The sequence below is a fragment of the Streptomyces sp. NPDC031497 genome (genome assembly GCF_055580905.1).
The window spans coordinates 235,290-248,262 of sequence record NZ_JBVIKO010000003.1 but is presented as its reverse complement, the minus strand read 5'-3'; the positions used below and the strand labels follow the sequence as shown (position 1 = coordinate 248,262).

At 71.5% G+C, this 12,973-nt stretch carries 9 protein-coding genes and 1 tRNA gene; 2 read left to right on the top strand and 8 right to left on the bottom strand.

Features of this window, described 5'->3' with window-relative positions; genetic code table 11:
- The first annotated feature begins 299 nt into the window (after positions 1-299).
- Positions 300-371 (top strand) — tRNA-Val (locus tag ACZ5K7_RS07160).
- Positions 372-417: 46 nt separating this feature from the next.
- Here ACZ5K7_RS07160 and ACZ5K7_RS07155 read toward each other — a convergent pair.
- The 8 genes from ACZ5K7_RS07155 to ACZ5K7_RS07120 all read right to left on the bottom strand — a co-directional run bounded on the left by ACZ5K7_RS07155 (position 418) and on the right by ACZ5K7_RS07120 (position 12,262).
- On the bottom strand, positions 418-747 hold the full coding sequence (locus ACZ5K7_RS07155; RefSeq protein ID WP_351692165.1) for a hypothetical protein: 330 nt from the start codon (positions 745-747) through the stop codon (positions 418-420).
- Between the two features lie 213 nt (positions 748-960).
- Positions 961-3,081, bottom strand: coding sequence for an ArnT family glycosyltransferase (locus ACZ5K7_RS07150; RefSeq protein WP_468911420.1), 2,121 nt, complete (start codon positions 3,079-3,081; stop codon positions 961-963).
- 56 nt (positions 3,082-3,137) lie between these two features.
- Positions 3,138-4,217, bottom strand: coding sequence for an NlpC/P60 family protein (locus tag ACZ5K7_RS07145; protein WP_468911417.1), 1,080 nt, complete (start codon positions 4,215-4,217; stop codon positions 3,138-3,140).
- 44 nt (positions 4,218-4,261) lie between these two features.
- Entirely contained in the window at positions 4,262-4,744 is a 483-nt protein-coding gene (locus ACZ5K7_RS07140) for a poly-gamma-glutamate biosynthesis protein PgsC/CapC (RefSeq protein ID WP_351692173.1), read from the bottom strand.
- Positions 4,741-6,201 carry a poly-gamma-glutamate synthase PgsB gene (gene pgsB, locus ACZ5K7_RS07135; RefSeq protein WP_351692175.1) on the bottom strand — a complete coding sequence of 487 codons (1,461 nt, stop codon included), beginning with the start codon at positions 6,199-6,201 and terminating at the stop codon, positions 4,741-4,743. Before pgsB ends, ACZ5K7_RS07140 begins: the two co-directional genes overlap by 4 nt.
- 15 nt (positions 6,202-6,216) lie before the next feature.
- Positions 6,217-8,469: a HAMP domain-containing protein gene (locus ACZ5K7_RS07130; RefSeq protein ID WP_468911413.1), complete on the bottom strand. Its 2,253-nt coding sequence runs from the start codon at positions 8,467-8,469 to the stop codon at positions 6,217-6,219.
- 315 nt (positions 8,470-8,784) lie between these two features.
- Positions 8,785-10,122 carry an alpha/beta hydrolase family protein gene (locus ACZ5K7_RS07125; protein ID WP_468911410.1) on the bottom strand — a complete coding sequence of 446 codons (1,338 nt, stop codon included), beginning with the start codon at positions 10,120-10,122 and terminating at the stop codon, positions 8,785-8,787.
- A gap of 232 nt (positions 10,123-10,354) precedes the next feature.
- Complete coding sequence (locus tag ACZ5K7_RS07120) at positions 10,355-12,262, bottom strand: SMI1/KNR4 family protein (RefSeq protein ID WP_468911407.1); 1,908 nt, start codon at positions 12,260-12,262, stop codon at positions 10,355-10,357.
- 105 nt (positions 12,263-12,367) lie between these two features.
- Here ACZ5K7_RS07120 and ACZ5K7_RS07115 point away from each other — a divergent pair, with 105 nt between their 5' ends.
- On the top strand, positions 12,368-12,940 hold the full coding sequence (locus tag ACZ5K7_RS07115; protein ID WP_468911405.1) for a phosphoribosylanthranilate isomerase: 573 nt from the start codon (positions 12,368-12,370) through the stop codon (positions 12,938-12,940).
- Positions 12,941-12,973 lie beyond the last annotated feature (33 nt).

The window sequence follows — 12,973 nt, the reverse complement described above, 5'->3', positions numbered from 1 at the left end:
CTCCCTCTCCCGTGCCGTGGTGCGCCCCTGTGTGCTGGCGGTGCTGACATTCTCCCACCCAGGAAAGACGAACACACGGGTCGGTCAGTTCGCGGTTCGCGTGATCACTTCGCCGGCCGGGAGGCGATGGTCCCGCCCACGGACTCGATCCGTGCCGCTCAGCCCACGGACTCGATCCGTGCCGCTCAGCCCACGGACTCGATCCGTGCCGCTCAGCCCATGGATCGCTGCGCCTGTCCGACCCGGAAAACGGAATTGCGGGACTGAGTCCGGGACGATGTAGGCTGTCGAATCGTCTCGGGTGCGTAGCTCAGGGGTAGAGCGCCTGCCTTACAAGCAGGATGTCGGCGGTTCGAAACCGTCCGCGCCCACTTCGAGGAAGACCCCGGCCGCATCGGCCGGGGTCTTCTCGTGTTCTCAGCCCTCCTCGTGTGCGTGCTTGAGGCGGCTTCGGGCGTCCATGCGGTCCGGTGCCGTTATCTCCGCCCAGAAGCGGTGGCCGCTGACGAACACCGCGAGTTCGTGTTCGCGGCGGCGCAGCTTCTCCACTTCGGCCTGTTCGTCCTCGGTCCAGCCCGGGGAGGCGGGGCGCTCCACCTTGCGCCAGCCGCCGTCGTCACTGAAGCCGTCCAGCGGCTCGACCGACCAGGGGAGCCGCTTCAGCAGGGCCGACAGCTCGGCCCGGACCTGATGCAGCTCCTCCTGACCGGCGAGGAGGTCACTCGGAAAGTCATAGGTCGCAGCCACGCGGCAATGGTACGCCTGTTCGAATTTGAGAGGCGAGTTCGTCCATGGGGTTCATGTGTTCGAGCATGGTCGGGTGGCCGGGGACCAGCGCTGATCCCCGGCGTCCCGCAGAAACGGACGTGCAGTGCCGGCCGCGTCCGGCTCAGGCGGGCCCCGCGAGCTCTCCGGGTCGGCAGGGATCGAGCGGCTGCTCCGGGCGCGGCCCCGTCGGGCTCACTTCTGGGCGTTGCAGTCGTAGAGGGTGAAGCTGCCGCCGGCGGTGCGGCCGTAGGCGGTGGGCTGGACACGGGCGCAGTGGGACTTCACCCAGGTGGTGACCGCGGTGGTGGGGCGCTGGCTGGTGAGCAGCGCGTAGCGCAGCTGGTGGGCGGCGACGAGGCTGCCGAGCTGCCGGGCGGTGGGGAAGGGGGTGTTGCCGGTGAAGCCGCCCATGACGAGGATGGGTTCGGACTTCGCACGCAGCAGGGGCTCGGCGCCGTAGGCGGCCTGGGTGGCCAGCAGGTACTTCTCGCCGTGGCGGTGCTCGGTCAGGTAGTCGAGCAGGGCGGTGTCGCGGGCGCTGGGCTTGTCGAGACCTATCCGCTGCGGAGCGTGGTGCTGACGGACGCTGTCGTAGTACGCGTTGCCGACCGGACCGGCTATCGGCGCGGTGGCGGCGCCCGCGTAGAGCGGGTTGAGGCTGGAGGCGGCCCAGCCGGCCGGTGCGACCAGGATGGCCGCGATCGCGGAGGCGAGGGCCGCGCGGACCATCCGCGAGGAGGTGCGCGGGCCGCGGGTCCACAGGCCCACCACGCCGCACAGCGCGAGCATCACGGCGACCGGCAGCAGCCAGGAGACGAATCGGGTGGGCCAGTCGAGCACCAGCGCCCAAGCCGCCGTCAGCACGATCGCCGCCGGCAACGCCAGGTGCCGTCGGCCGCCCGATTCGCCCTCGGACCGGGGTTCCGACTCGTGCGCCGACCCGTGCTCGGATTCGTACGGTGACACGTGCGGCGACCAGCCCTGCGAACCGTACGCCGGCAGGTACGGCGACCAGGGCTCCGGCTCGTGCTCCGATCCGTGGTCCGATCCCTGCTCCGGCTCGTACTCCGATCCGTGTTCCGGTTCGTGCCCCGACCCGTCCTTCGGCGCGTACACCGACTCGTACTCCGACCGGAAGAGCGCGAGCCCGCCGCCGGCCAGTGCGGCGAGCGCCGGGGCGATGACGGCCATGTAGTAGGCGTGGTTGCCGTTGGAGGCGCTGAACACCAGGGCGTGCACGGCCAGCCAGCCGCCCCACATCAGAAATCCCGCGCGCAGCATGTCGGTTCGCGGCTGACCGGCGCGCCAGACGATGCCGAGGATCGCGGCGAGCACGGCGAGCGGCAGGAACCAGGCGACCTGGGGGCCGACCGTCTGGTTGATCAGCATGTCCCAGCCGGTGTTGCCGGTGGTGCGGCTGGTGGCGGTGCCCGCGACGGCACCGAACGCGGTGGAGTCGCTGGTGAAGCGGCTCAGGCCGTTGTAGCCGAAGACCAGGGCGAACGGGTTGTTGTCGGACGTTCCGTCGAGGTACGGGCGGTCGGCGGCCGGTGTCGCCCAGGCGATCAGCACCCAGAAGCAGGAGACCGCCAGCGCGACCGCACCGGCCAGCAGGACGCGCAGAGCCCGCTTCAACGGCGTTCCGGGCGCGACGACCAGGTACACCGCGGCGAAGACCGGCAGCACCAGCCACGCCTGCAGCATCTTCGCCTGGAAGGCGAGCCCGACCCAGATCCCGCAGGTGATCAGCGGCAGCAGCCGCTCGGTGCGCACCGCCTTCTGCAGCGCTCCGGCGGCCGCCACCAGGAGCAGAGTGAGCGCGGTGTCCGGGATGGTGGCCCGGTTGAGGACCACGGTGACCGGGGTGACGGTGAGCGCCAGCGCGGCGATCAGCGCGGCGAACGGCCCGGCCCAGGCCCGTACGATCCGGTGCAACAGCCATACGGTGAGCACGCCCTCGACGACCTGCGGAAGAGCGGCCGCCCAGGTGTGCGGGCCGAAGAGCCAGACGGAGACGGCGTCGGGCCACAGGGCGCCGGGCAGCTTGTCGATGCTGACCGAACCGCTGGTGTCGAGCCCGCCGAAGAAGAAGGACCGCCAGCTGCCGGCCATCGACCGTATCGCCGCACCGTAGAAGGGGTGGAGCGCGGCGTGCCCGATGCCCCAGGAGTACAGCAGCGTGGCGACGGCCAGCACCGCGGCGAGCGCCGGGCGCTCCCAGCGCGGGGCGTCTTCCGGCAGGCCGGATCGGCGGTTCGCCGCCCGGCGGCCTCGGTGCGCGCCGGTGGGCCGGGCGGCGGGGATGGCGGTCATGGCAGTGGTCCTTGGATCAGCAGGTCAGGTGGAGCCGCGGTGCACTGGCGGCGGGATCACAGGCGGCGGGCGGACCGGAAGCCGCGGGCGTAGAAGTCGGTGCCGTCCAGCAGCGAGCGGCCCGACAGGTCGCCCAGGGTGGGGCCGTTGGCGGCGGAGCGGCTGGAGTAGAAGCGGTGCCGGCCCTGGTCGTCGAGGCCCATGTATATGCCGCAGTGGTCGATGAAGTCCGGCCGGTCCTTGATGATGGCGAAGAACACCAGATCGCCGGGTTGCAGGATGCCCAGGTCGGTGGCCTGCTTCGTGCCGGTGTGCGGGATCACCAGGCGGCCGGGACCATAGGCGGCGATGGCGAAGGCGCGGCGCGGCAGGCCGGTGCCCTTGGTGTTGGTGTTGTGCAGGGGGATGCCCATGCGGTAGCCCCACACCAGACGCTGGAAGCCGGAGCAGTCGACGTCCCCGTAGCGGGCCTGCTCCGGTTGCACGCGGGAGCCGTCCGGGAAGGTCCAGGGAACGCCCAGATAGTCGTAGAAGTCGGACTGTTCGTCGTGGTAGGCGAAGTCCAACGGGTTGTTGACCTCGGAATTGCGCGGGCCGAAGTGCGCGGTGCCCGCGTAGCGCACACCCTTGGCGTTGTGCTTGTCGGGCGCCCCGGCGCTGCTGTACTGGAACGCCACCGCGAAGACGTCCGGGCTGGTGTCGCCGAGCGTCTTGTCGAACCAGCCCTCGAACCAGGCGGACTTCTCCATGCCCCGCTGCCACGGGTGCGGCAGCACCCGTACCCAGGCGTCCGTGGTCACCTTGGCCTCGGTGGTCCGCGGCTCGCTGAAGCTGCGGGTGCGCCCGGTGAGCACAGCCGTACGGGCTCCGTCGGTGAACGTGGCGAGGGTGCCGCCGTCGGCGGCACGGACCACGGTGCGGTCGGGGGCGGACAGCCGCTCGAAGGTCCGCTTCCCGGTGCTCGAACCGGTGCCCGTGCCGTCGGCGGCCGTGCCGCCGTCGTCGTCGCTGCTGCCGTGCCCGAGGCGGTTCCAGGCGTATCCGCCCGTCACCCCGGCGGCCGCCACGCCCGCGATCGTCCCGAGCAGAGCACGGCGATTCGGGCGGCTGCCTCTGCCGGCGGAGTGGGAGTGCATGGCCGATCCTCCTGGAAGTACGGGGTGTGAGGGTGGTGGGCAGGTCACCCGGTGGGCAGGACGCCGATGAGCAGACCGGAGACCAGCACCACGTACGTGGCCAGCGTCACGGCCGTGGTCGAGATGATCGTGGCCGCCATCGGCTGACGGACCATCTGGTAGGAGACCAGACCGGGGACGATGAAGCCAAGGGTCTGTGATGTGTACAGCAGCGGGAACTCGTGGCTGAGGGCGAGCATCACGGTGGTCTGTATCAGCACCGCGCTCAGCACCACGGCGGCGAACAGCCGCTTGCCGTAGAGAATCACGGTGCGCTGCAGCAGCTTCGTCGTGAAGTACGTGAGTACCGCCACAACGACCATCAGCCCGGCCAACTGCACGTCGGTGACGAGCGTGAGGGCGATCCAGCCCGGGGTGATCATGCCTCCCGGGGAGAGGTTGGTGGTCAGGTAGCAGACGAGCGAGAAGACCAGCCCGAGGGCGATCCCAAGTGCGGCGGTCTGTGCGGTGAGGTGGGCGGGGATCACGGGTTCCTCGTGGACTGGGGCTGATCGTAGGAGTGGCGCGGGTCGTCCGTGGTGCTCTGGCTGTCGGGCCGGCCGTGGCGGGCGGCGAACTGGCGGGCGAGTTCCCGCTGATTCGGGATGTGGAAGCTGTGGGTCGTCTCCAGCGGTGCCACCCAGCTGTACGGCTCCGGCTCGGGCGGCCGGCCCATCGCGACCTGCGGCCGGACCAGCGCGATCTGCATGGTCTCCTGGTCCAGGCCGTCGCCCTGGGGAACGGCGTCGAACGGATCCTCGGACTCGTCCAGCGGCAGCCCGGCGAGGCATTCCAGGAACAGCTCGCCCTGGCCGTGGATGTTGCCGATCGCCACCATCGAGGAAGTCGGGCCGAGTTCCGCGAGGATCGCCTCGGTCACCTCCTCGGGATCCCGGCGGTCACCGCCGAGATCCACCACCCGCCCGGTGAAGCCGGCCGGAATCGCATCGCGGGCGCTCTTGGTCGGGTGGCCGATCAGGAACACCGTCTCGGGGGCGAGGCCGGGGACGATCGCGCCCATCTGGCCGTTGCGCTCCACCCGGTCCGGGCGGCAGTTGATGACCACGTTGAGAGGCCGTCGGATCGCGCCCAGATCCTCCAGCTGCTGGACGTTCATCAGCGTCGACTCGGGGTCGTTGGCCGCGAAGACGTTGGCGAACCGCAGTTGCTTGCCTTCAGGGGTGACGTAACGTTCCACCGACAGCACGCCCGGGTCGGGCGGCGCGTCCCACATGCCCTGCATCGCGGTCTGCCGCTCCACGCCGAGCAGTTCGGCGACGGCCAGCGCGATCGCCACGTTCTCCTTGAAGGTGAACCAGCTGAAGCCGCGCAGCTCGGCGTCGGTCACCGACTCCGGATCGACCGCGATCAGACGGCAGTTCCGCTTGTCGGCCTCCTCCTGGAGGATGTGCAGCCGGTCCTTCTCCGCCGTCACGCACACCCCGCCCACCGGCATCGAGCGGGAGAGCGAGCGGGCGACATCGTCCAGCGTCGGCCCCATCTCCTCCAGATGGTCCTCGCGCACGTTGCACAGCACGCCGATCGTGGAACGGATCAGCTTCTCCTGATTGATCTCCTGCAACGCGGGCATCACCGCCATGCACTCGATCACCAGCGCGTCCGGCCGGTAGGCCGCCGCCCGCCGCACGATGCCGATCTGCTCGACGACGTTGGCCAGCCCGAACTTGCGGTACACCGGCTCCTCGGTGGCATCCGGATGGATGAACCGGGCCGCGGTGCCGGTGGTCTTGGCCACCGTGACCAGGTCGCCGCCGCGCAGCGCGCCCGCGCACAGCCGGGTGATCGAACTCTTGCCGCGGATGCCGTTGACCAGCACCCGCGTCGGTATCTGCTCCAGCGAGGCGAAGTGCCGCCGCTGCTCCACGATTCCGGCGATCCACAGCCCGGCGCAGCACAGCAGGACTATGACATAGAGGAAAAGCATGCCGATTCCGTCCTTCTACCGCTGGAGGGTGGTCTGAGGCAGGGACGGGAAGGGCCCGGCGGCCTGGCCGGATCTGGCCGTCCGGTCGCGGTCCGCCAGGGCCTGGCGCATCAGTTCCAGGCTGCGGGTGACCGAGCCGATCTCGTCGTGGTTGACCGGGTGCAGCACGGTGCGGCGGTCCCCGCCGGCGAGCCGCTCGACGAGCACCGCGACCGAGCGCAGCGGCCGGACCACTACGACATGGAGCCAGCCCAGGCAGGCAGCGCCCAGGGTGAGGCCGAGGATCCCCGCGAGCATGGTGCGCTGCTCGGCCTGCACCGCCGGAATCTGGAGTGCTGCCGCGGGTTCCGCGGTCACCACGTGCCAGCCGAGTCGGGCCGTCGGACCGCTCTGCGCGAGCGGCGCGGCGGCGTCGACCGAGGGGCCGGAGGATGTGCGGAGCACCCGCGAGGTCGCGGTGCCCGCGGTCCCCGGGGCGCCCTGGGTGGCGCGGGCGAGACGGCTCAGACCGGAGTCGGGCAGCGACTGGAAGGCGCGGTAGCCCACGTTCGCCGCCAGCACCTTGTCGTCGCCGTCCGTCACCCAGACGCTGCCCAGTTTCGGTCTGGACAGAATGGAGTTGAGTGCCTTCACGTCGATCTCGCCGAACAGGACCACGCCGGCCGCCGGGGTCTTGCCCTTGACGGGCCGGACCTGGGTGTAGGCGGCGATCGCCGGGATCCGGCCCGAGGTGTTGACGGTGGTGATCCCGCCGCCGCCGGGCACGTGGACGATGGTGCGCAGCGGTGACCCGCCCACGCGCAGCGAGATGCCGCCCGAGCTGTCCAGGAGATACAGCGAGCGGAACTGCTTGTGGTCGGCGAGGGTGCGCCGCAGCACCTCGGTCTGGGCGGCCCGGTTGCTGCCCGGCAGACTTGCGGCCGCGTCACTCAGGTCGGTGTACAGCTGGTCGAGGGACTGCCGGACCCGGTTCGACGCGATCTCGGTGCGTGTCTGCTGGACGGCGAGGACCGAAGCCGGCACCGCGGTCGCGGTGTCCGCCCGGTTCAGCACGAAGATCATCGGCGCCGCCCAGCAGACCAGCACCAGCACGCCGACCCCGGCCAGCGCCCGGTAGCCCGGTCCGCGCCGGACCGGGAACTCCTGCGGGCCGCTCTCGCCGAGCAGCTGCCGGCGCAGCGACTCCAGTGCCCGCCCGATCCGGGCCAGTTCCCCGAAGCCGTTCACCGGCACCGGCCGGGACAGCTCCTCCCACGCGGTCGGCCCGGCCTCGGTCGCGCCCCGGGCCAGACGGCCGGCGGACAGGTAGAGCCACAGCAGCGGCCGCTGCAGGAAGAAGTGCAGCGCCAGCCCGAGCAGCAGCGCGAGCACGACCAGCGCCCCCGCGGCCTGGAGCGCGAAGCCCGAGTAGTCGACGGCGGTGGTCGTGGCGGGCACCGCGCGGAAGGTGAGCACCACCAGACCGAGGCTGTCGGTGTCGCCCGGGCCGGTCGTCGAAGCGACCTGGGCCCAGCCGGCCACCGTGCGCCGGTTGCCCGTGGCGGCGCCCAGCAGGCTTCCCGAGGCGTCGGTGTCCTGCCCCGACCCCTTCGCCGCGCGGGCCGCCGTCGAGGGCAGACCGCTGTCGGCGGCGGCCGGCGACGCCGTGCCGTGGGACGCGGTGGCGAGCGCGGTGCCGCTCGCGTCCAGCACCTCGGCGGTGCGTCCGTCGCCGTACGCCGTGGGGGCGGGGAGCGCCTCGGAGACCACCAGCAGCCACTGCCGGTCGGGCCCGATGGGGACCTGGTTCTGGTCCTGGTTGGCGTCCTCCTGCTGCGCCGGCAGCGTGACCTTGGCGAAGTACAGCAGTTGCCGCGTGCCGTCCGACGTCACCAGCCGGGGCGGGATCGCCCCGTGCCCGGAGGCCGTCCTGGCGACGTCCACCCCGGCGAGCTGCACCGTCTTGCCGCCGACCGCCAGCAGTTTGCCGGTCTTCGGGTCGAGCAGCGCACTGCCCAGGATCCCCTTCCTGGCAGAAGTCAGTGCTTTGAGCGTGGTCGCGGGGGTCGATGTGCCCGTCGCCGGGTACGCCTTGGCCGTACGGCGTACCGTCCTCGCCTCGGCGTCGATCGTGGTGCGCATCGACAGCGCGGTGTCGGCGGCGATCTGCTGCTCCCCGTCCGACACCGCCTGCGGCACACCCGCGGAACGGATGCCGTCGAGGGCGATCATGGTCAGGGCGGCGACCACCAGCAGGAGTACGACGAGTGAGGCGATCGGCGGGCGCACCCCGCCGAGCATCGGCATATCGGCGCGGCGGCGGGTGCGGTGTCGGCGCGGCGCCCGAGGGGCGGAGGGCAGGGCAGGAGGTCCTTTGTCAATTGGCGCCGGGCGCCCGAACGTTCTACAGCTCGAACACTCTAGCGCCACGCGATTACATAACCGTCACACTTTCACGCCTGTTTCGTACGTGTGAACCGGGCCGCCGGATATGACGGCCGACACATGCGGGCCCACGGCGAACCGAAGGGCGGACCCACGAGCAGGATCCGCCCTTCGGATGTCCGGTCAGCCGTCCGGCCGGCTGTTCGGCCGGCTGTTCGGTCAGGGGACGAAAGAGATCTCCGGGTACTTGCTGTTGGACCCGTCGAGCAGGGTGCTGTGCTGCTTGCGCAGCTCCTGGTCGAAGAAGGCCGCGAGGTAGACACGCTGGACCGCGATCGCGCGGTTCGGGTCGATCGTGCCGTACTGCTGCTGGATCTGCGCCTGCGAGAGCCCGAGCAGGCGCGCCTCCTGCGGGATCATCCACTCGTTGTCGCTGAAGGACAGGTGCGCCGCGCCCTTGAGCTTGATGTCGACCTTGTAGCCCTTCAGGTGCGACCACAGCGTGCGCCACGACGAGTCGTTGTTGCGGTTGTGGCTGCCGGAGCTGAAGAGCATGAAGGGGCGCTTCAGGTCCTTGCTCGGCGCCGTCCCGAAGAACTGGCCGTCCAGGTTGGCACCGGCGTCGATACGGCTGTCGAGCTGCATGGCGGTGTCGACCGCCGCGCCGCCCAGCGACCAGCCGAACATCCCGATGCGGGACATGTCGACCGACTTCGTCAGCCCGGAGGGGAGCGTGGCCTTGCCGGCGTCCGGGTTGCCGCCCGTGCTGAGCGTGTTGAGCTTGTTGATGACGAACTTGATGTCGGCCGCGCGCACCTTGAGCGTGTCGGAGGAGTGGGCGCCCGCCGGCATCTTGTTGACCTCGAGCCGGCTCTTCGGGAACTGCACCTCGTTGGCGTCGTGGGTGTGGTCGACGGTGACGACGAGGTAGCCACGGCTGGCGAGGTCCTGGACGAGCGCGGTGCCCATCGCACGGTCCGAGTGCAGCCCGGTCGAGTACAGCAGGACGGGCAGCTTGCCGAGCGTGGTGTTCACCGGGGCGAGCACATGACCCGCCGTGGTCGGCAGGGTCACCTGCTGCGGCGACAGCCCGCGCGTGGCGAGGAAGTGGGCGCCGGAGACCGACGGCATCCACGGCGCCTGATAGTGCCCGGACGTGGAGGTGGCCGGATACCAGAGCGACACCATCAACTCGCGGGTACCGCCCACGTACGGATCCGTACGGGACGTGTCGACGAGGTGCAGGCCGACCATGCCCACGCTGTACTTCCCCGACGGCGCGGGCATCTTGAGCTGCAGAGCGTTCGAGGCCGTGCGGCCGGCCGCGAGGGTCTTGGGCTGCACGGCCTTGTGGCGGCCCAGCGGCGCCTCGTCGTTCTCGGGTGCCCACGGCGTGCTCGGGGCGGACGAGGACGCGGTGGGCGCAGGCGTGGCGGACGACGTCCCGGTGGCCATCGCCGACGTCAGCCCCACACCCAGTGCAACGGCCAGCGCACCCGCCGAGCCGACCGCTACGGCGATCATTCTGCGGCGGTGGCGCAGGCGGCGGTGATTCATGAAACCCCCTCGTGGGTCAGCGATCACAGAACAGGCGATCGACTGCCGCACACCGTACCGTGACAGCGGCCTACGGACGCGCGCGCCCCGGACGCCCCTGTAGTGACGTCAAGTACCGGACGTCGAGCGGTCGATGTCGTCGCTGCTCAGTGGCCCGCCCGCCGGAATGCCCGGCTGAGTGCCCCGGACATCGTCCAGGGCACTCGACACCGAGACGGCAGGACCAGCCCCCCTACGGCCGCCCCAGCTCCACCCGGACCGTCAGGTACGGCTCGCCCGGCCCCGGGGGCCGGTTCCACGGGCGGGTGCGGAAGGTGTGCAGGCGGCCCCGGGTGAGGGCCGACCGTGGCAGGCGGACGCGGAGTTCGGCCGCGAGGGCCTCCAGGGCGCGGCGCTGCCGGTCCTCGGCGGACGCGTCCGCGGGGGAGAGGAACGCTGCCGGTACGGGACCCCGCATGTCGGACGTGGCGTCGCGGAGCGTGCAGCCGTAGCGTTCCTCGCCGTTCTCCGCGACAGAAAGGTGGAAGACGGCCGGGCGTCCGTGGCCGGATTCGCTCCACACCGTCACCACGCGGGTGTTCGCGGAGGCGGCCAGGCCCGGGGAGACGAACCGCCGATCGTCGAACTGCCCGCCCGGGTTCGGTGCGAAGGCGAAGCTCCAGCCCGGCCCCGCCCGGCCCACGGCCGTCAGCGCCTGGTCCGCCCAGGGGGGAGCGTCGGCACCGCTGCGGAAGCGTCTCCGCGCCTCCCACAGCGTCGCCGGGTCGTTGAGGACGGTGGCCTCGCCGTCGCCCAGCAGAGCCGGCAGCTCGGCCGGTGCCACCCCCTCCACCAGTAGGAAGCGGTACGACGTCAGGAAGTTCCCGGGGTCTCCGTCCGCCAGCCAGGCCAGGCCCGGCGGGTCCAGGTCGGTGGTGGGCGGTGGGAGCTCGCCCGGTTGCCCGGCCCGGGGCGTCGCCAGCAGCTCCCGGCCGCGTTCCGGGGTGATCAGGGGGCCCAGGAGCGGGTCGGCGCACAGGCCGACCGGGGCGAGATGGTCGGCGCTGAGCGGACGCCACTCGGGCAGCGCCGCCCGCAGGGTGTGCCAGGCCGCGTCCGTCTCCCCCCAGCGTGCCTGCTCGCGGGCCTCCTCGACGGCCCGTCCGAAGGCGCCCTCGGCGGTGTAGCGGAAGGTGCCCGACCGGATCCGGCGCAGGATCCCGTCCGCCGCCTCGCGCACCGCGTCCGACGCACCGGGCAGGTCATAGGGCGACAGCTCCTGGTCCCGGCGCATCCGCGCGTGCTCGGCCAGCAGCACGGGCACGACCTCCGGAACGTACACGGGGTCGGCCGCCAGGCCGTGGAAGTACACCATGTACGTCTGGCCGAGCAGCCGGCGGATCTGGTCGCGCAGCCCGGTCGCCCGTGGCCTGCCGAACGAGACCGCCTCCGCCAGCGCCGTCGCGGCCCGCTCGTACCGCCCGCCCAGCGCGTCCAGCCGCGCCGCCTCCACGGCCGCGTCCTGGGCCTGTGTGGTGACGTTGACGAACTCGGTCCCCGTCCGCTCCGAGCCGCTCACCGCGAGGCTGTGGAACTCCCGGTACATCGCCGCCATGAACGCGCCGAACGAGCCGTACCGCGTCGGCTGGTCCCCGTGCCAGGGCGCCCAGCTGTACACGGCCCACTCACCCGAGCCGTCCACGTCCCCCGGGTCCAGCAGGACGTACACGGCGTCGGACTCCACGTCCAGTTGCAGCGCTCGCCCCCACATCCCGGCCAGGAGCACGTCCTCGGGCGTGGAGTCCTCGTCCAGTTCACCGGGGAAGGACTCGGACAGCCCCGACGCGTCCTCGTGCCACCGGGCCTGCTCGGTGCCGGCCAGCAGCCAGACGAAGCCGCCCGCGTGCCGCCAGCCGTCGGTCACCGCGAGGAACGTCCGGTACGACGGCGGCAGCCGGTGCCCGAGCCGCTCCTCCAGCGCGCGTATCCGCTCCTCGGACGCGGGTGGGAAGCCCAGCCACCGCGTCCGCAACGGCTCCTCGTCCCGTGCCGGCCGCTCGCCCTCCGGTGTCTCCCCGTCCTGCGCGTCCGCCCACTCCTGGCTCCACCGCGCCAGGAGCGACCGCCACTGCTCGACCGTGTCCGTCATGCCGTCCGTCATGCCGGTGATCCTGGCAGCCGCCACTGACAACGCTCCGCCCGCGAGTGAGAGCCTGGAGGCGGAGATCGCGTTCCCGCCGGGCGGGAGAACGGAGCAGGAGACAGGATGAGCGGGCAGCAGCCGACGTTCGTGAAGGTGTGCGGGCTCACCCAGGAGCAGCAGATCGACTGGGCCGTCGAGTTGGGGTACGACGCGATCGGGATCGTCGTGACCCCGAAGAGCAAGCGGTACTGCCCGCCCGAACGGGCCGTGGAACTCGCCGGGTACGCCCGCGGCCGGATCCCGGTCTTCGCCGTGGCCCTGAGGTACGCCGAGACGGCCGAGGTCGCCGGGCACGTCGACACCGTCCAGATCTACGAGACCGCCGACATCCCGAACCTCGCCCTCGCCTCCGGCGCCCCGCCGGAGCGGCCGGAGGCCCTGCAGTACTTCTTTTACGACGCCAGCGCGGGCAGTGGGGTGTTCGCCGACATCCCCGACTGGGTCGCGGACGTGCCCGGGAAGGTCGTCATCGCCGGCGGACTCGACGAACACAACGTGGCCGGTGTCGTCGAGGCCTTCGGCCCCTACGGCGTGGACGTCTCCAGCAGCGTCGAGACCGCGCCGGGGGTCAAGAGCCGCGAGAAGATGGCCTCCTTCATCGCCGCCGTCCGGACCTCCGGGCGGGACAGCCGCTGACCGCTCCGCCGGAGGCGCCGTGAGGCGCCGTCG